The organism is Variovorax flavidus (assembly GCF_030317145.1).
Classification (GTDB): domain Bacteria; phylum Pseudomonadota; class Gammaproteobacteria; order Burkholderiales; family Burkholderiaceae_C; genus Variovorax; species Variovorax flavidus.
The window spans coordinates 279045-296434 of the sequence record NZ_JASZYE010000002.1 but is presented as its reverse complement, the minus strand read 5'-3'; the positions used below and the strand labels follow the sequence as shown (position 1 = coordinate 296434).

Sequence of the window (17390 nt, the reverse complement as noted above, 5' to 3'; positions counted from 1 at the left end):
CTCGTCAGTGATGCGCCCGGATCAGAGCCCGATCACACCACCGTCGTTCTTGGTGATCATCACCGTCGCCGAGCGCGGGCGCGCCGTGCTGCCGCCCGCACCATAGGCCGTCACGCCTGCACCGTTGCCAGGCCAGTGGCTTTCGTACTTGGACGGGTCGGCGATGTTGGCCGCGGCCGTGTTCTCGCCCGGATGCTGGATGTTGATGAACAGTGCCTTGCCGTCCGGTGATTCGGCCAGTCCGGTCACTTCCGAGCCCAGCGGCGCCGTGAGGAAGCGCTTGAAGATCGTGTCGTTCATCTTCTTGCCCGCGTGCGTTCTCACGGTGACCGGGGCGGTGCCGGCAGTGCCGGGCTTGCCGTTGGCCTGGTTGACCACGTCGATCTCGCCGCCGTCGCCGTACTCGCCCGGGACCGCTGCCAGCAGCATGCAGTTGGTGACGTCGGTGTAGGCGTTGTCGTCGGTCTCGATCCACAGGATGCCGCTCGCACGCGAGAACCAGCAGCCGTCGGGCTTGGAGAAATCGTTGAAGTCCGACAGGCCCGACAGGTTCACGTTCTTCTGGTAGTTCACGTCGTCCAGGCCGGCGTCCGCCTTGGCCTGGCTGCCGAACAGGAAGATGTCCCAGTTGAAGGTGGTGGCCGATGCATCGCTGTCGGTTTCGCGGATGCGCATCACCTGCCCGTTCACGTTGCCCTTGGACACCGACGGCGCCGCGTTCTGCGTCGACACGCCCTTGTTGTCGAGCCAGTAGCGCGGGAAGGCCGGCTCCACGTCGGGGTTCGGCACGTTGTTGCTGCTGGTCGTGTTGAAGGAGCCGCGGTCCGGGTTCTCCGTCATCGTGATGTAGATCTCGCCGTTCTTCGGGTTCACGGCGGTCCACTCGGGCCGGTCGCACTTGGTGGCGCCGGCGGCGTCGGCGGCGAGCCGCGCGTTGACCAGCACGTCGGCCAGATCGGCGAAGGCGTACGCGCTGTTGCCCGAGATGGCGGTGTTGCTCAGGTCGAGCTTGAGCCAGGTGCCCGAGCCGTCTGCGTTGAACTTCGCCGCGTACAGCGTGCCTTCGTCGAGGTACTTGCTGCCGGTGGCAAGGCGATCGGCGGGGTTGGCATCTGCTGCGCTCCACACGGCCTTGGACACATATTTGTAGACGTACTCGCTGCGCGAATCGTCGCCCATGTAGAAGGCGAGCGGCTTGCCGACCACCGGGTTGCTCGGCCACGCGCCTTCGTGCGCGAAGCGGCCGAGTGCGGTGTGCTTGACGGGGGTCGACGTGGGGTTGTACGGGTCGATCTCCACCACCCAGCCGAAGGTGTTGGCCGTGTTGCGGAAGTCGTCCGTGCCGTCCGTCGATGCGCCGATGCTGCTCGTGTCCCAGCGTGCGTATTCGGTGTTGGCGCCATCGGCCGGCACGACGGTGGCCCAGCGCTGACCACCGGGGGCGTTTTGCGCGAGGCCGATGCGCTTGAAGGCGACCAGTTCCTTGGCGCTGCGCTTCGCGTCGTCGGCCGCGCCGCGGCGGAAGAAGCCGGAGAAGTTCTCCTCGCAGGTGAGGTAGGTGCCCCAGGGCGTGTAGCCCGACGCGCAATTGCCGATCATGCCGCGCGTGCCGGTGCCGGCGGGCGAGTAGGCCGTCTTGAGCAGCGCGGAGCCGCGTGCCGGGCCGCCGAACTCCATCGGCGTGCGCGGCGTGATGCGGCGGTTAAAGGTCGAGTTCTTGACCACCGCGAACTTCCCGCCCGACTTGGCAATCTCGACCACCGAAGCGCCGTGCGCTTCCACTTCCTTCAACGCCTCGGCTTCGGGACGCGGACCGGCGCTGGTGCTGATGTTGGTTTGTCCGTTCGGATGCATGAAGATCACCGTGGCGTTGATGGCCTCGTGATTGATGCACATGAGCGCGCGTTCGGTGCTGCTGAGCGACGGCTTGCTGTCGGGGGTCAGGCCGAAGTAGTGCATGCCGTCATGCTGGTCGCCGCTGCGGCGGCTGAAGGTGTCGTCGGTGCCGTCGTTCTTGTAGTCGGTGATGGCCGGGTCGATCGAATCGCCCGTCGCGTAGATCACGGTGGCCGTGTAGCCGGCAGGCACGGTGATGCGGTCCGCGAGATCCTTGCCGACGGCGGAGAAGCCGAGCTTGGGAGCCGAAGCCGGCGCGGGCGCCGGGGCAGGTGCGGGTGCCGGCGGCGTGACGGGGAAGTTCCCGTCGCTGCCACCGCCGCAGGCGCTCAGCGCCAGCGGGCCGAGCGTCGCGGCCGTCAGCGCGCCGACACCGCCGCGCAGCAGATGGCGGCGGTGCATGCGCGAGGCGATGATTTCGTGAAGACTGGTGTTCGAACTCGAGTTGTTGTCCAGATCGTCCGGATCGATGAACTCGTTCGGAGCGGGAGGCGTGGGCAGGTTTTTCATCGTGAGGGCTTGGCTAACGGGAGCCTGACCTTAACGATGCAAGATGAAACTTTTGTTGCAGTACACCCCGGCCCAGAATCGGGCCCTTCCTTCGTGAACCTGGATGAATATGGCGATGCTGATTGTTCTCGGCGGGCTTCCTGGCACCGGCAAGACCGCCATGGCGCGCGAACTCGTCGCACGTTTGCCGTCTGCGTATCTGCGCATCGACACCATCGAAGCCGCGCTGATGAATATGAGCGCGCTCGGAGATGTGGGGCCGGCCGGCTACGTCCTTGCGTATGAACTCGCCAAGTCCAATCTGGCGCTTGGCATGACCGTGGTCGCCGACTGCGTCAATCCGCTATCGGTCACCCGCGAAGCGTGGCGGGCTGTGGCTGCCGGCGCGTCCTCGGGCCTGCTCGAGATCGAGGTCGTCTGCTCCGACCCCGTCGAACATCGCAGACGCGTGGAAAGCCGGGAAGCCGACATCCCGGGCCTCACCCTCCCAACCTGGGAGGCCGTGCTCCGGCATGAGTACGAGGCCTGGACCACGGGCCGCCTTGTCATTGATTCGGCGCTCGTCAGCGCGAGCGAGGCGGCGGCCTTGATTCTGGAGAGCAGTGCGCATGTGGCAGGATCGAACGGCGCGGTCCTCGCGCATGCCTCGCCACATCGCCCTTCATGACCTCGCAGATCCTGTTCTCAAGGCCCTCGTCCCGCGCCAACGGGCGCGCCATCGCCACGATGATCGGTGCCATGGGCTGCTTCGTGCTCAACGACGCACTGGTCAAGCATGTCAGTCAATCCATGCCCTCGGCGCAGCTGATCTTCGTGCGCGGGGTGATGGCCTCGGTGCTCGTGCTGCTGGTCGCGCACCGGTTGGGCGCGCTGCGCCAGGCGAGCGCGGTGCTGCATCCGCGGGTGGCGCTGCGGGGCGGGATCGATGCCTGCGCGACCATGATGTATCTCCTGGCGCTGTTCCGGTTGCCGATTGCCAATGCCACGGCCATCAATCTCGCCGCGCCCTTGTTCATGACGGTGTTCGCGGTGCTCTTCCTGGGCGAGCGCGCTGGCGTGGCGCGCTGGTCCGCCGTGGTGCTGGGCTTCGTGGGCGTGCTGTGCGTCGTGCAGCCGAGCGCGGACGGCCTCAACGCATGGGCCCTGCTGTGCCTGCTCGGCACGCTGTTCCACGCCGCACGCGATCTGATGACACGGCGCATCGATCCGGCCATCCCGTCGATCATCATCACCCTGGCCACGGCACTGGCCGTCACCTTGCTGGCCGGGTGCCTGACGCTGTTGAGCGGCTGGCAGGCGTTTGCGCTGGGCGATCTGGCCTTGCTGGGGGTCGCGGCAGCTTTCCTGGCATCGGGCTACTTCCTGCTGGTGCAATGCATGCGCGCCGGCGAGGTGTCGCTCACTGCACCTTTCCGCTACGTGGCGGTTCTCTTCGCCATGCTGCTGGGCTATGCCGTATGGAACGAGGTGCCCACCGGATGGGCCTGGCTGGGGATCGCACTGCTCGTCGGTTCCGGCCTCTACATGCTGCACAGCGAGCGCGGGCGGACCCGCGCGATCGCGCTGGACGCCCAGTCGGAATAACGCGCGGGTGCGACGTCGCCGCCGAAGCCGGCGCGCCGTTGCACGCCAGCCCTCATGTCAAACACCAAGCCTCCCGGAACCACCATGGTCACCTGCTACCTGCGCTATGTCATCGACCCGTTCAAGCTCAAGGAGTTCGAGCATTACGGCAAGACGTGGATTCCTCTCGTCGAGAAGTTCGGAGGGCAGCACCACGGCTACTTCCTGCCATCGGAAGGCGCGAACAACATTGCGCTCGCCATGTTCACCTTCCCGAGTCTCGCGGCATACGAGGAATATCGCGCCCTGTCCGCAACCGATGCGGAGTGCCAGGCTGCGTTCAAGTATGCGGAGGACACTCGCTGCATCCTGAGCTATGAGCGCAGCTTCTTCCGGCCGGTTTTCAGCGGGTCGGCCTGACCAGGAACGCGTCAATACCCCGAAGCGGATGCAACGCCGGCAACCTACGGCGTAGACCAAATGCCAGAGCGCGCAGCGCAGCCAAAACCCGCGAGCGCTACGCGCGATGGGGCTTGATTCCGCCCTCGCGGAGGACTAGGAAAACACCCCGCACTCCGGCGCAGGCCACCGCTGCGCGGGCGAAATGAAAACTTTGGACCCCAATCCGCCGGCGCCAAAGGCACGCGCGTAACAAGCGCTCACGCATCTTGCGAACTGCGTCTGCAACGCATCACAGGCTTCAGTCGTATTTCGCCTTCCGCAGCGAATGCTCACACTGTCTCCCCGCTCGAATGGAGGAGACATGCATCGAGCCGACCCGTCGTCGAGTGCGTGGATCCATTTCTTCGATCCGCTGCCCGCGGCTGTGCGCGAGTCGGTGCTGGCGGTCCTGCAACGTTCGGGATTGCGGACCTTGCCGATGCCCGCCGACGCGCAGGACTACGGTCTGATGGTGCTGGGCGAGGTCGACGAGCGGATCCTCGATGGGCTGCGTGTGGCGAGCCGCCGCGCGGTGGTGCTGGTGCTGGTGGTCACCCCCTGCAGGCTGTCGGCGGCCGACGCCTGGTCCCTGCTGCGTGCCGGCGCCGCCGACGTGATGCGCTGGGCTCCGTTGCCGGGCGATGCCGCGCAGGTGTGCGCCCGGCTGTCGCGCCTGCGCACGGTGCAGGCGCTGGTGGACAGCCCGCGCGTGCGCGACGTGCTGGTCGGCGAGAGCCCGGCCTGGCGCGCGCTGGTGCGGCAGGTGGTGGAGGTGGCCGTGTTCTCCAGGGGGCCGGTGCTGATCACCGGCGAGAGCGGCACCGGCAAGGAACTGGTCGCGCGCCTGATCCATGATCTCGACGACCGGCCCGACAAGGGGGCGATGGTGATCGTCGACTGCACCACCATCACGCCCGAACTCTCCGGCAGTGAATTCTTCGGCCACGAGCGCGGCGCCTTCACGGGCGCGATGAACCCGCGCGAGGGTGCGTTCGCACTGGCCCATCGCGGCACGCTCTTCCTCGACGAGATCGGTGAACTGCCGCCAACCCTGCAGGCCCAACTGCTTCGGGTGGTGCAGGAGGGCAAGTACAAGCGGGTCGGCAGCAATGCCTGGCAGCACACCGAGTTCAGGCTGGTGTCGGCGACGCACCGCGACCTCGATGCGGGCGTGGCCGACGGCAGCTTCCGCGCCGACCTCTACTACCGCATCGCCGGATCGGTCTGCCGCACGCCGCGGCTGTCCGAGCGCAAGGAGGACGTGCTTGCACTGGCGGCGCATTTCCAGGCGGGCTTCGAGGGCGCCGACGGTGGTGACGGTTTCGACGAGCCGGTCTGCCAGTACCTGCAGGCGCGCGACTATCCGGGCAACGTGCGTGAGCTGCGGCGCGTGGTCTCGTGGCTGTGCCATCGGCACGCGGGCGGCGGGCTGATCACCATCGGAGACGTGCCGGAGGACGAGCGGCCGGCAACCGCCGAGCCCTCGCGCGATGCGCTGCAGGGCTGCTTCGAGCAGGCAGCGCGCGATGCCATCGACCTCGGCCTCGGCCTCAAGGAAATCGGCCAGACCGCGACCGACTGCGCGATCCGGCTGGCCATCGAACGCGAGCAAGGCAACCTGCACCGGGCCGCGCTGCGGCTCGGCGTCACCGACCGTGCGCTGCAGCTGCGGCGGGCGCAGCAGCGTCCCTTGCATTGAAGCCCAGTAGCCGCGACAGGTTGCCGCCCACCACGAGCGCCTCGTCCGCCGGCGTCAACTGCAGCAGGCGGATCTTCTCGAGTTCCAGGCCCGGGTGCAGCCAGGGGCCGTCGGAGCCGAAGAGGATCTTGTGCGCCCCGGCCCGCCGCACAGCTTGCAGCAGCAGGTCGAAGCGCCGGATGCCCGCGGTGTCGGCATAGACGTTCGGATGGCGCTCCAGGTGGTCGATGAGCGCGAGCTGGGCCCGCCAGTCGTCCGCGAAGCTGCCCAGGTGCGGGATGATGAAGACGACGTCCGGATACTGCTGCGCCAGCAGCTCGACCACCCAGGACTCGCCGACCAGGTCGTAGAGCACCGGCAGCCGCAGCCGGCGCGCGGCATCGCAGATCTCGCGGCTGATGGCGGCGTCGTGCCGGTGCACCTTGATCCCCGCGAAGCCGTAGCGCTGCACGGCAGTGGTCAGCATCGGCAGCACACGGCCGCGGTCGCGCTCGGCATGCACCATCGCGAAGCCGATGAAGCGCTCGGGCCTGGCTGCGACGATGCGCGACAGCGCGAGGTTGGCCTGCGCATAGTCCGAATGGAAGGCCGGCAGCAGCACGCTGCGCGCGATGCCGGCGCGGGCCGCGCGCCGCAGGTAGGCGTCGAGCGGCGCGTCGGTGTCCCAGGGGCCGGTCAGGCCGTCGCCCTGGCCGGCATGGCAATGGCAGTCGATGCGGAGCATGGCGGGGCGTGGCGTTCAATACAGCTCAGGGCATGCACTGCGCCCGCTGCAGGTTGGCCTGCGCTTCGCGCCGCAGCGCCGCCAGGTCCTTCGCCGCGTACTTGGCGGCCAGCGCCCGGCGACGGGTCGGCGAGGACTGGCCGACGCCGACGGTGGGCGATGCGCCGGTGGCCTTGAAGTTGCCGTTGCGGAAGCTGTCGAGCCGGCGCCGCGCCCGCGGCTTGCCCTGCGGGTCGCGCGGACAGGCCGGCTGTGCGGCTCCGACCGCCGGCGCCGGCGACACCGGCGCCGGCCGGTACACGTGCATGAAGATCTCCTGCGCCTTCACGAAGGTGCGCAGTGCCCGGGTCCACAGCGCAGGCTCGATGCGCGAGTCGATGCACAGGAAGGCGAACTCCGCGAACAGGAAGAAGAAGTCGCCATTGGGCTCGCCGACGCCGGCGCTGCGGTCGGCTGCGATCGGGCTGCGCAACTGGCCGTTGGCGAAGCGCTCGAAGCAGGTCTGGAAGGCACCGAACTCGATGCCGCCGCGGCCATCCTCGAAGTACTCGCGGAACAGCGCGAGTTGCCCCGCCGACAGCCGCAGCGCGCTGTTGCGCAGCGCCCCTGGCGGCAGCGCCTTGGCCGGCGGCACGCGGCCGGCCAGGGCCTCGCTGGCGCGCAGGTTGCGGCGCGCCAGCAGCTCGGGCACCAGCGCGCCGACGTCGGCGCTGCGCTGCGCCTTCTGCGCCGCGTTGAGGTTGGGGTAGGCGGGAATGCCGAACTTCGGGTCGCCCGGCAGGAAGCGCAGGTCGTACTGCGCGAAGAAGGCGTTGCAGCCGGTGCCGAGGAAGACCTCCACGCGCCGGTTCATGGCGCGGCCGTCGGCCGTCGCGTTGGACACCTTGGGCCTCGTCTCGCCGAGCGTCTGGGGCACGATCGAGAGTGCGCCGGCGGGCACGGGGCCGAGCGCTGCAAGGGCCGCGCGCAGCTTGGCCTCGACCGCCTTCGCACGGCGTTCGGCGAGGCCGAGGTTGTAGTTGTCCTTGCCGGTCGGATCGGTGTGGCCGACCAGCCGCACGGTCCGGATCGGATCGCCCGAGACTCGGCTTGCGACGATCAGCCGCGCAATGCGGTCGATGATCGCGTCGTGCGCCGCGGGCACGGCGGGGCCGTCGAAGGCGAAGCGGTCCAGCACCACGAAGGGCCGGTCGCGGATCGTCAGCGTCGGCAGCACCACCGTCGGCGCCGGCTTCTTCTTCGCTTTCCCCGATTCGAACTCGAACTCGAATGCCGCCTCGCTGGCGGGCGCGAGCATTTCGAACATGGCTTCGTCGTTCATGGTTGTCTCCTCGCACCCGATGCTCAGGTGCCGGTGGTGGACCAGTGCCAAGGCTCCTTCGCGTAGTTCTTCAGTCCGAAGCGCGCCGCGTTGCGCTGCAGCCAGCCGAAGCCGGGCGTGTCCTTGAACTGCCCGGCGATCTGCCCTGCGTACTTGAAGTCGATCGCGAGCCCGCGCTCGTGCATGGAGGTGCCGGGCTTGGCGGTCGGCGGCGTGCACTGGCTGGGCGACTTGTCGTAGATGTCGTAGGGCGTGGTGCCGCAGTTCTTCCTGCGCACCGCGATCTGCTCGTCCGGCGAGCGGAAGCCGCTGCCGCCGAGCGGCACGCCGTCGGCCTGGGCGGCCGCCAGCAAGGCGTCGACCTGTGCCGCGATCTGCCGCGCCACCAGGATGCCCCGCACGTTGACGATGTCGGGCGCGCCCGGGGGCGGCGTCGCCGATGCGGACGGTGCGGACGGCGGTGCCGAGGGGCGCGGCGTCGCGCGCACCAGCCGGTCGCGGATCGCCACCCATTCGGTGGCGAGCGAATTGAAGCCGGGTTCGCTGCTGCGCAGCGGCGCTCCGTTGCGCTCCGGATGGCGGAAGAAGAACACCAGGTCGGTCAAGGTGTTCTCGTCGCGGAAGCCGGCGCCGGCGGCACGCTGGATCGCCAGCGTCTCGTTCCTGGCGCGCAGCGCATCCATCACCGGCTTCGGAAAGCCGTTGAAGCTGAACTCCTCCTCGAACTCGGCCGATCGGCCGGCGAGCGTCGGGAATGGGCGGTACATGGCGGTCTCCGGTTGCGGCGCATCTCAGGCGCCGAACACCACGATGTGGCCGCCGCGGCGCTGCCAGCGGCCGGACATCGGACGGCCGCTCCCGGCTTCGCCTTCGTACTCGAACTCGCCGCCGTATCCGCCCTCGCCTTCACCCTCACCCTCACCCTCACCCTCACCCTCGTATTCGGCTTCCGCTTCGGCTTCGCCCAGCAACTCGGCCTCGTTGGCCGCGAAGCTCGGCACGTGGGCCCGGGCCGCGGCGAGCAGCGCCTGACGCACCGCCACTTCAGGCGGCGTGCTGGGTGCCGCCGCGCCGGCCTGCTGCGCCGCGCTGGCAGCGACCCGCACGAAGCGCCGCGCGATCTCGAACTCGGCTTCCTCGGCCTCCATCTCGCCGAATTCCATCTCGAGCGCCTTGCTGACCGCGCTGCCGAGCGCACTGCCGATCGCGGTGCCGACCCCCGGGATCGGAATGAAGGAGCCGAGCGCACCACCGACCAGCGGCAGCGCCTGTTTCGCCAGCCCCTTGAGCGCTCCGCCCAGCGGCTTGAGCACCTTGCTGCCGACGAAGGAGCCGACTTTCTTGAGGCCGCGGCCGATGCCCTTGAAGAGTTTGCCGAGGAACTGCTCCCACTCGGCTTCGTTCGAGACGCTGAGCAGCTCCATCGCGAGTTCGACCTCCTCGGATTCGCTGATCGGCGCGCGGGCCGCGAGGCTGTGCTGGCGGCGCGACTGGCACGTGTGGCAGGGGCATGAAGGCGTGTGCATGGTGGTCTCCTTGGATTCATGGCTTCGCGAAGGGCCTCAGGCCCAGGCTTCGAAGGACTGCTCGAACTCGCGCGACTTGACGTTGGCCAGCTGGCCGCCCTGGGAGCGGCGTCCGTAGCGGCCGATGACCGCGGCCTCGACGCGGCCGAGTTGCGCCGGCGTGGCGCCGCGCATCGGCGTCAGCTTGACGCTGAAGCGGCCGACGCCGAGCTTCAGGTGCGTGAGGCACCACAGGTGCTGCTGAAGGCGGCGCTTCAGCGAATTGGCGCGGCCGACGTAGAGCCGCTCGCCGTTCTTGTAGATCGTGTAGATGCCGGCGCCGTCCGAGCGCGGATCGTCGATCGCCTTCGCCAGGCTCATGGTCCCCGGCGCCAGTTCGCCTTCCGGCGCGCTGGCCCACTGTGGCCTGCCGTCGCGGGCGGGCGGGCTGAACTCGAATTCCTCGGCCGGAGCGTCGCTGGGTGTGTCGGCCGGCGCGCTGGCCGACGAATCGGCCGGTGCATCTGCCGGTGCGCCCCCGCCGGTATCGGGAGGCGCATCCGGCGGCGCGGCCTCGGGCGGTGCCGCACCCGCGGCGGCGGGCCCGCGCTGCATGCATTCCTGGACGCAGCGCCAGGTGGCGGACCCCGGCGGCATGCCAAAGGGCTCCGCCACAAAAGGCACCGCGTAGCCGCCGCCGGCCGGCGGCCAGGGCATCGGCGGGCGCGGCACATTCGGGCGGGGTCGCGGGCGTTGCGGCGGGCGCGGCGGTGGCCGGCGCTGCGCCGCCCGGGGCGCGGGCCGGGGCGGCCGGCGTGGCGCGGCCCTCTGCGGGCGCCGCGCTTGCGACCGGCCGCGGCCGACCTCGCCGGCGAAGGCTTCATCGAGGATCTCGAACGCTTCCTGCGAAGGTCCGGCCGCGAGCATGCCGGTGAAAGGCTGCTCGGCAAAGATGGCGGGGTGGTCCATGACGGTTCCTCAGTGGATGGCGTGGATCGGCGACGCGAAGGGCGCCGCGGCATGGCCGGCCCGGGCCAGCAGTTGCGCCACGCGGTCGATCTGCGCCTGGCAGTGCCGGGCGGTGACGATGAAGGTCAGGCGCGGCGCCAGTCCCTGGCAGCCGCGGGTCAGCAGGGCGCGCACGCCACCGGCGAGCAGCCGGCGCCACAGCAGGTGCGCCAGCTCCGGCCCCTGGCGCGACACGAAGGACTGCACCGGGAACGGCAACCGGCCCACCGGCGCCAGCCCGGCCTGCGCCAAGGTCTCGCGCAGCTGCAGCACGAGCCGCAGCAGCCGGGCGCGCCAGCCGTCGCCGGAGTGCGCGCCGAGCACCAGCGCCTGCCGCGCGGCGGCCACGGATGCGCTCGACGGCGGGCTGCAGTGCAGCCGGGTCTCGCTGTCGCGCACGAAGCGCTCGACCAGCGCCTGGCTGCCCGAGATAGCCGCCAGCGGCGCGCCGAAGCCCTTGGCTAGCGAGGCACCGACCGCAATGTGCGCGCCGCCGACGTCCTGCCAGCGGAGCGATCCTCCGCCGCCATGTCCGAAGGGGCAGGCCGCCGAAGGCCCCCGGCCCAGGACGCCGAGCGCCTGCGTGTCGTCGAGGACCAGCGTGCCGCCACCCTCGCCGGCGATGCGCGCATAGGCCGCGAGCGGTGCCGGCCGGTTGCAGCCGGGACAGAAGCCGTCGCAGACCACCACCGGCCGCAGGCCGTCACGCACTGCGCAGCGGACCCGTTGTTCCAGCGCGGCACTGTCGTGATGAGGGAAGCGGCGCACCACGGCGCCGGCCGCGGCCGCGCCCTCGGCGCTCCAGTGCAGGATCGGATAGGCGCCGGCGTCGAGCAGCAGCGCCGATCGCGTCTCGCGTGCCAGTTGCCGCAGCAGGTCCCAGAACAGATGCAGCGTGGATGGCAGCAGCGTCGCCGCAGCCATTCCCTGCAGCCTGGCCAGCGCCGCGGCGACGGCTTCGGCGCCTTCGGGTTCCGCGAGCGCCGCCGGCTGTCCGCGGGTCAGGGCGGCCCAGGGCGGCAGGCCGGCGCTCGCATGCCGCAGCCCGAGGTACAGCGCGCTCGTGAAGTCGGCCATGGCATGGCTCCGGCAGAGCTCTCAGGCTGCACGCTGCTGGGTTGCCAGCCGCCGCTGCAGCAGCACCGAAGGCAGGGTCGCATCGACCTTCGCATCCGGCGACTCCAGTGCCAGCTCGACCCCGGTGACCGAGCGGTAGGCGTGGCTGTAGCCCTGGATCTGCGGCCGGAAGAAGCGCGCCCAGTTGAAGGCCTGCAGCGGGTCCTGCACATCGCTCCAGTGGCCCCAGCGGATCGACAGCAGGATCTGCTCGCCGAAGATCGCCAGGTTGCGGAAGTGCAGCACGCTGGTGTCGGTCCAGCCCTGCACTTTCTTCATCGCATCCACGCGGTCCATCCAGGGCTCCGGGTAGGCGGTCATGATGCGCGTCGGCAGGAACTCGCGGAACTCCGGCCGCGCCAGCAGCCATTGCTGCATCAGCATCTCGATGCGGGCGGTCGACGGCAGGTCGCCGAACTGGTTGTGTGCGCCCTGCGAGAGGATCAGGTGCACTTCCTTCAACGCGTTGAGCACCGGGAACGCGTCGGCCCTGACCGTCGTGTCGTCGTCCTGCTTGAAGAAGCTGGTGCAGTAACGCAGCAGGTTGTGGAAGGCTTCGATGAAGCGCGAGCGGCTGTCGGCCGCCTGCATGCGCTGCACCGCCTTGCCTTCGAGCCTCAGCCCGTAGTGATGGTCGTACTCGTAGTTGCGGCGCACGATGCTCAGGCGGTGCTGCTCGTCCTGCACGTAGCCCCACAGCACGTTGTTGAGCGGGCGAAGCGGATCGATCTCCAGGTTGACCAGCGGGTCGCGCTCGCCCGAGCGCACGTTCTGGAAGCGGCGCGCGATGCTGTTCATGGTCTGCACCAGCATCCCTTCCTCATGCCAGTAGGACCAGATCAGTTCGAGCAGGCACGGGTTGGCCAGCTTGTCCTGCAGGATGCCGGTGCACTGGCCGACGTTTTCGAGGTCGGAGTCGAGCCCCTGCAGCTTGATCCCGATGTCGGGCAGCTTGGAGCGGATCACCGCCAGGTAGGGCAGCGTACTGTCGAACGCGCTGCCGGCGCGGAACGGCACCAGGTACTGGTTGGTGAATACCTTCTCCACGGTCGCGAGCGCTGGCGGGGGCAGGTCGCGGCGCTTCAGGTAGGCGAGGTCGCGGTCTTCGTCGAACGGGCGTGGCGTCTTCAGCACGCCGCAGTTGATCATCACGAAGGCTTCGGTCGCCGCCTTGACCACGCGGTAGGCGTCCGAGTCCGTGAACGGCAACAGCCGCTTCGGGCGCAGTACCTCGCGGAAGGTCCGGCGCTTCTCCTCGAAGCGCTTGTGCTCGAAACCGGGCAGGTCCGGCGAGTCCGACTCCCCGCAGAACAGCGTGTCCATGTAGTGCTGGTAGTTGTTGAACGCCAACTGGCCCGTGCTGTTGAGGATGCCTTGCCAGAGCGACAGGTCCGACGTCGTCACGGTGGCGGTGCGCTGCAACGCGACGCCGACGTCACCGGACACCACCTGCGGCTCCTTCCCCTTGCCCTCGACTTCGGCCACGACGCCGAAACCCGCGCTGACCCTTCCGGTGGGCGTGGTGGGGACATCGACATAGGGCACGAACGCCGCAAAGCGAAGCTCGTGCGTGCCGGGCGAAGGAACGTTCCATCGCCAGACGTTGTCCACGCCCGGGACGGGGCGCATGCCGGCCGGCGCCTGAATGTCGAGAACGATATCTTTCGGGTAGTCGTACTCGACACGCACCTCGACCACGTCGCCAACCTGTGGCAGGGCGCATGCATTGGGCGTGCAGTCGGGATTCAGCAGCATCGGCGTCGCCGTGGCGCGGAGTCCGAGCTCGAAGCAGACGTCGTGCACGCAGTCGGGTTCCACCGTCACGGACAACACCTTTTCCATCGGCTTCGGGACGTGATGGCAGACCACGTGGTAGGTGCCCCGAGGCTGCTTGGGAAACTCGCCGCGGCCGCATTCGTCCGTAGCGGAGGTGGTCACGTAGTGGTCCTCGTAGCCCGCCGCCTTCGCGCCCTTTCCTGTCTGCGAGACGAGGCCAACGCTGAAGAGGCTGCAACTCGCGTTGGACACCGGCCGGCCGTTGTCGTGGACGCTGAAGCGAATGGTGCCGAGGCGGTCGGTGCCGATGGCAAAGGGGGTGGTAGTCATGTGAGTTCTCCTTGAACAACGGTCATGCCGGATTCGCGTCGCGCAGCGCACCGCGCAACGCCCAGTGCGTCAGCAGCTTCGCGAACAGGTGGCTTTCTTCTTCGGGCGTGAGCTGCCCATTGGCACGGGCCTGGCCCAGCACCGCGAACACCAGCGTCGGCCCCGCGCGGTACATCGCCGCCGGTGCGCCGCGCCAGGTCTGGAACAGTGCGGAGAGCCGCGCCGGCTGGTGTTCGGCCACGCCGAGCGCTTCCCTCAGCGAACGCCCGCGCAGGCTGCGCGGGCGGTGGTCCACCAGCAGGCCGACGAAGCCCGGCATCGCCGCCAGCAGTTCGTCGAACAGGCGGCGGGTGCCGGCGTCCAGGCCGTCGAGCGGGTAGTACGAATCCCACAGCGCAGCCAACCGCGCCCACTGCGGATGCGGATACATCGCCTGCCCCATCGCGCAGGAGAGCCGCACGCGGATCCACGGCACGGGGTGCGGATCGTCCAGGTTGAGCCGGAACATGAAGGCGCGTGGCAGGCTCACTACGCCCATCAGCCCCATCGTGGCCGTGATGCCCAGGCGGGCGCAGGACCAGAAGTCGCTGAGGATCTCGCCGATCCAGCGCTCGAACAGCCGCCATGCGTTGCCGCCGTTGCGCTGCATGCCCTGCAGCAGCGGCCGCAGCGAGTTCGCGAGGTCGAGCAGTGCCGAGGCCTGATGGCCGACCTCATGGATCAGCGACGAGGCGATGCCGCTGCCCACCATGCGCTCGCGCGGCACGCGGATCACCGCCACCGGGCTCTCGCCGCCGCCCGGCAGGCGGGTGCGCGCGCGCCGGATCGCGGCGCCGACGCCGCGGTCCAGGTAGCACATGAGGGGAGGCACCTCGTAGTAGCCCGGCAGCGCCAGCGCGTCGGCGGCGACGATGTCGAGCCCGCAGAGCCAGACGCCCGTGTCGTGTTCGCTGCGTTGCGAGATGACGTCGTTGAAGAGATCGAACTGCGTCAGCACCGCGTTGAACTTGAGCCGCAGGATCGTGAAGCGGCGCTGCGCCTCGGCCGCGCTCGCCCGACGCGCCGGCGCACCGTGCAGCCAGGCGAGGAAGCCCAGCACCATCGCGCGCATCTCGCGCCGGCCGGCCACCAGGTAGCGCTCGGTCGCGGCCTGCGCGCCGGGCTGCAGCGCGGCGGCCGGCAGCATCGGTTCGAGCAGCGCGAAGGGCTTGACCCGGGCCAGCCGCGTGAGCAGGGCGCGCGCCTCCTGGGCGAGCATCCATGCGGCGAAGGGGCTGATGGTCATCGCTCACACCCCGTACAGCACGATCTTGTTGCCGCGGCGCATCCAGCGTCCGCTGCGGCCGCCGGCACCGTACGAGCCGCTGGCGGCGCTGCGCGCGGCATTGAGCAGGCCGGGCGCCAGCTTCTGCGCGGCCGAGACCGCGGCGCTCTGCGCGACTGCGCGCGGGTCCGCGCCCGAGGGCGCCGAGGCCGCCTGCTTCACGGTGTCGGCGGCGAGCCGCACGAACTGCTTGGCGCCTTCGAACTCGCGGTCTTCCTGCTCGAGCGATTCGGCCTCCAGGCCCAGCGCACTGCCGGCAGCCGATGCGAGGCCGCTGCCGATCTTGGCGCCCAGCGGACCGCCGAGGTAGGCGCCGACCGCGCCGCCGGCCAGCGGCAGCGCCTTCTTGGCGACGCCCTTGAGCACGCCGCCCACGGCCTGCCCGATGGGAGAACGCACCGCCGAGCCGACCGCGCGCGCAGCACGGCCGAGCAGGTTGCCGAGGAAGCGGTCGAGCTCGGCCTCGTTCGTGACCTCGAGCAACTCGCTCGCGAGCTCGGCCTCTTCCGCTTCGTTGAGCACGGTCTCGCCGTAGCTCTCGAAGCTTTCGCCGTAGCTTTCTCCGTAGCTCTCGCCCGACCATTCCTGCTGGCCGAACTCGTAGGCGCCGGCTTCGTAGCTGGACTCGGGGTTGTACTCCAGCTGGGTGCGATCGATGTCATGCATAGCGGTCTCCTTGGATGAAGCGGAAGAGGCGCGAGCGCCTCGGCGGTGATCCCTGCGGATCAGGGGTTCAGCACAGCCACGCCCGCGCCGTGGCGGACCCATCGGCCTGCGGATGCGGACGGCGCCGCGCCGGGCGCATCGAGGACCTGCGTCCAGCCCGGTGCGAGGCGGCGCGCGGCGCGCCGGGCCGCCCAGCGCGCGGCGGCGGGGGGCGACAGGCCGGCGGGCGCCATGGCGAGCTGGTGAGCGGCTTCACGCGTCAACTGCGCGAAGCGGCGCGCCAACTCGAATTCCTGGTCCTCGGGCGAGAGCCCTTCGAGCTCGATTCCGAAGAAGCGGCCCATGCGCTTGTAGGTCGTGCCGGCCAGCCGGGGTGTCGCGCCGGACACCAGCGGCAGCGACTGCCGGGCCGCGCTGCGCAGCAGCGTGACGAGCTCGGCCGCCGCCGGGGCCACTCCATCGCGCGGCGCGTGGGCGCGCACCATGCGCCCGAGCGTCGCGGACAGATGCTGCCCGTCCGCGGCGTTGAGCAGCTCGGCGGCCAGACCCGCGGACTCGGTGTCGAACACCACGGCCTTGCGGCTGGCATGGCCCGGCGTGGGGCCTGCGGCGCGGGCGTCCTCGAAGAGATCGAAGTCAGGGCTGTAGCCCAGCAGCATCCGGTTCATGGTCGGCCTTTCTGGCGGAACTGGCCTTGCTTCCGCATAGGCCGTGCCAGCCGGAAAGTGCTGCTTTCAGTGGGGGCCGGAGCCGTTCAGGGCGAAGCGCGCTTCGTCTTCGGCCTCTCAGCCGCCGCACCACGCGAAATCCGCTTCGCCGCCGTTCGCCTTCGTGCGGCGGGCCGGCGCCCTAGCGGTAGATGACCGCGCGGCGGTAGGCGCGCCGCGCAACGCCGGCATACGACAAGGGCGTCAGCGGCATGCCGATGACGTCGATGAAGACCGAGACCTCGGCGGCCCTTGACGGGACTTTGCCCTTCAGGACCCTGATCGTGTAGGACAGCGAGTCGCCCTTGAGAACAGGCGACTGCAGCACGGCGACCACCTGGCGCAGCAGGTTGTCCTCGACCATCGAGATGTCGGCATTGGGCGGGTCCGCGAGAAAGCTGTCCCGGCCCTTGCCCTTGTTCCAGAACGGGACGAAATCGGCCGTCTTCATGTTCCCGGCGATGCGCTCGGGTCGATCGGTGAAGAACACCGTGACCGGGCTCACCGCCTTCAGTGTGAGCAGTCCGGTGCCCTTGTCGTAGGTCATGCCTCTGGCTGTCTGCACGAACAGGAAGTCGGCTTCCTTGGGCTCGTCGGCGTTCTGCGCCAGGGCCGACCTCAGTGTGGACGCCGAGGCGAGCAAGGTCGCGGAGGTCACGATGGTGCGACGAGTGGTCATGTGGATACCCTGTAGCGTTGATGCGTCCGTGCGCAGCATTGTGGAGGGGCCATCCGGGCAAATCCAGATGAATCTGCAGCGGAGGGTCGAGGAGCGCGTTCCTTCGCTTGATTCGCGCAGCGGCC

At 69.5% G+C, this 17390-nt stretch carries 16 protein-coding genes; 4 read left to right on the top strand and 12 right to left on the bottom strand.

Annotated elements, in window-relative coordinates:
- Window positions 1–21: 21 nt before the first annotated feature.
- A complete protein-coding gene (locus tag QTH90_RS12025; protein WP_286664780.1) occupies window positions 22–2406 on the bottom strand; it encodes a PhoX family protein in 2385 nt (794 codons plus the stop codon).
- Between the two features lie 115 nt (window positions 2407–2521).
- Here QTH90_RS12025 and QTH90_RS12020 point away from each other — a divergent pair, with 115 nt between their 5' ends.
- The 4 genes from QTH90_RS12020 to QTH90_RS12005 all read left to right on the top strand — a co-directional run bounded on the left by QTH90_RS12020 (window position 2522) and on the right by QTH90_RS12005 (window position 6109).
- On the top strand, window positions 2522–3073 hold the full coding sequence (locus QTH90_RS12020) for a P-loop nucleotide/nucleoside kinase family protein (RefSeq protein ID WP_286664779.1): 552 nt from the start codon (window positions 2522–2524) through the stop codon (window positions 3071–3073).
- Window positions 3070–3990 (top strand): DMT family transporter, encoded by a 921-nt coding sequence (locus QTH90_RS12015; RefSeq protein WP_286664778.1) that lies wholly within the window; start codon window positions 3070–3072, stop codon window positions 3988–3990. Before QTH90_RS12020 ends, QTH90_RS12015 begins: the two co-directional genes overlap by 4 nt.
- A gap of 84 nt (window positions 3991–4074) precedes the next feature.
- A complete protein-coding gene (locus QTH90_RS12010) occupies window positions 4075–4389 on the top strand; it encodes an NIPSNAP family protein (RefSeq protein ID WP_286664777.1) in 315 nt (104 codons plus the stop codon).
- Between the two features lie 343 nt (window positions 4390–4732).
- Window positions 4733–6109: a sigma 54-interacting transcriptional regulator gene (locus tag QTH90_RS12005; protein ID WP_286664776.1), complete on the top strand. Its 1377-nt coding sequence runs from the start codon at window positions 4733–4735 to the stop codon at window positions 6107–6109.
- Here QTH90_RS12005 and QTH90_RS12000 read toward each other — a convergent pair.
- The 11 genes from QTH90_RS12000 to QTH90_RS11950 all read right to left on the bottom strand — a co-directional run bounded on the left by QTH90_RS12000 (window position 6057) and on the right by QTH90_RS11950 (window position 17265).
- Complete coding sequence (locus tag QTH90_RS12000) at window positions 6057–6833, bottom strand: amidohydrolase family protein (protein WP_286664775.1); 777 nt, start codon at window positions 6831–6833, stop codon at window positions 6057–6059. The genes QTH90_RS12005 and QTH90_RS12000 overlap by 53 nt on opposite strands.
- A gap of 25 nt (window positions 6834–6858) precedes the next feature.
- The gene (locus QTH90_RS11995; RefSeq protein ID WP_286664774.1) at window positions 6859–8154 is read right to left on the bottom strand and encodes an OmpA family protein; all 1296 of its coding nucleotides are present in this window, start codon (window positions 8152–8154) and stop codon (window positions 6859–6861) included.
- A 23-nt stretch (window positions 8155–8177) separates the two neighbouring features.
- Window positions 8178–8921, bottom strand: a complete 744-nt coding sequence (locus QTH90_RS11990) for a M15 family metallopeptidase (RefSeq protein ID WP_286664773.1) — start codon at window positions 8919–8921, stop codon at window positions 8178–8180.
- Window positions 8922–8945: 24 nt separating this feature from the next.
- Window positions 8946–9680, bottom strand: a complete 735-nt coding sequence (locus tag QTH90_RS11985; RefSeq protein WP_286664772.1) for a hypothetical protein — start codon at window positions 9678–9680, stop codon at window positions 8946–8948.
- Window positions 9681–9716: 36 nt separating this feature from the next.
- Window positions 9717–10628, bottom strand: coding sequence for a GIY-YIG nuclease family protein (locus QTH90_RS11980; RefSeq protein ID WP_286664771.1), 912 nt, complete (start codon window positions 10626–10628; stop codon window positions 9717–9719).
- A gap of 9 nt (window positions 10629–10637) precedes the next feature.
- Complete coding sequence (locus QTH90_RS11975) at window positions 10638–11744, bottom strand: hypothetical protein (protein ID WP_286664770.1); 1107 nt, start codon at window positions 11742–11744, stop codon at window positions 10638–10640.
- A gap of 21 nt (window positions 11745–11765) precedes the next feature.
- Window positions 11766–13889, bottom strand: a complete 2124-nt coding sequence (locus QTH90_RS11970; protein WP_286664769.1) for an 8-amino-7-oxononanoate synthase — start codon at window positions 13887–13889, stop codon at window positions 11766–11768.
- A 22-nt stretch (window positions 13890–13911) separates the two neighbouring features.
- On the bottom strand, window positions 13912–15174 hold the full coding sequence (locus QTH90_RS11965; protein WP_286664768.1) for a hypothetical protein: 1263 nt from the start codon (window positions 15172–15174) through the stop codon (window positions 13912–13914).
- Between the two features lie 3 nt (window positions 15175–15177).
- A complete protein-coding gene (locus QTH90_RS11960; RefSeq protein WP_286664767.1) occupies window positions 15178–15879 on the bottom strand; it encodes a hypothetical protein in 702 nt (233 codons plus the stop codon).
- 59 nt (window positions 15880–15938) lie between these two features.
- Window positions 15939–16547: a hypothetical protein gene (locus QTH90_RS11955; protein ID WP_286664766.1), complete on the bottom strand. Its 609-nt coding sequence runs from the start codon at window positions 16545–16547 to the stop codon at window positions 15939–15941.
- A gap of 181 nt (window positions 16548–16728) precedes the next feature.
- Window positions 16729–17265, bottom strand: a complete 537-nt coding sequence (locus tag QTH90_RS11950) for a hypothetical protein (protein WP_286664765.1) — start codon at window positions 17263–17265, stop codon at window positions 16729–16731.
- Window positions 17266–17390 lie beyond the last annotated feature (125 nt).

Excerpts from the sequence above, each read along its gene's own strand:
- QTH90_RS12010 (WP_286664777.1), top strand. The coding sequence starts at position 4,075 with ATGGTCACCTGCTACCTGCGCTATGTCATCGACCCGTTCAAGCTCAAG.
- QTH90_RS11975 (WP_286664770.1), bottom strand. The coding sequence starts at position 11,744 with ATGGCCGACTTCACGAGCGCGCTGTACCTCGGGCTGCGGCATGCGAGC.
- QTH90_RS12015 (WP_286664778.1), top strand. The coding sequence starts at position 3,070 with ATGACCTCGCAGATCCTGTTCTCAAGGCCCTCGTCCCGCGCCAACGGG.
- QTH90_RS11970 (WP_286664769.1), bottom strand. The coding sequence starts at position 13,889 with ATGACTACCACCCCCTTTGCCATCGGCACCGACCGCCTCGGCACCATT.
- QTH90_RS12005 (WP_286664776.1), top strand. The coding sequence starts at position 4,733 with ATGCATCGAGCCGACCCGTCGTCGAGTGCGTGGATCCATTTCTTCGAT.
- QTH90_RS12000 (WP_286664775.1), bottom strand. The coding sequence starts at position 6,833 with ATGCTCCGCATCGACTGCCATTGCCATGCCGGCCAGGGCGACGGCCTG.
- QTH90_RS11985 (WP_286664772.1), bottom strand. The coding sequence starts at position 9,680 with ATGCACACGCCTTCATGCCCCTGCCACACGTGCCAGTCGCGCCGCCAG.
- QTH90_RS11965 (WP_286664768.1), bottom strand. The coding sequence starts at position 15,174 with ATGACCATCAGCCCCTTCGCCGCATGGATGCTCGCCCAGGAGGCGCGC.
- QTH90_RS11950 (WP_286664765.1), bottom strand. The coding sequence starts at position 17,265 with ATGACCACTCGTCGCACCATCGTGACCTCCGCGACCTTGCTCGCCTCG.
- QTH90_RS11960 (WP_286664767.1), bottom strand. The coding sequence starts at position 15,879 with ATGCATGACATCGATCGCACCCAGCTGGAGTACAACCCCGAGTCCAGC.
- QTH90_RS11995 (WP_286664774.1), bottom strand. The coding sequence starts at position 8,154 with ATGAACGACGAAGCCATGTTCGAAATGCTCGCGCCCGCCAGCGAGGCG.
- QTH90_RS11980 (WP_286664771.1), bottom strand. The coding sequence starts at position 10,628 with ATGGACCACCCCGCCATCTTTGCCGAGCAGCCTTTCACCGGCATGCTC.
- QTH90_RS11990 (WP_286664773.1), bottom strand. The coding sequence starts at position 8,921 with ATGTACCGCCCATTCCCGACGCTCGCCGGCCGATCGGCCGAGTTCGAG.
- QTH90_RS12025 (WP_286664780.1), bottom strand. The coding sequence starts at position 2,406 with ATGAAAAACCTGCCCACGCCTCCCGCTCCGAACGAGTTCATCGATCCG.
- QTH90_RS12020 (WP_286664779.1), top strand. The coding sequence starts at position 2,522 with ATGCTGATTGTTCTCGGCGGGCTTCCTGGCACCGGCAAGACCGCCATG.
- QTH90_RS11955 (WP_286664766.1), bottom strand. The coding sequence starts at position 16,547 with ATGAACCGGATGCTGCTGGGCTACAGCCCTGACTTCGATCTCTTCGAG.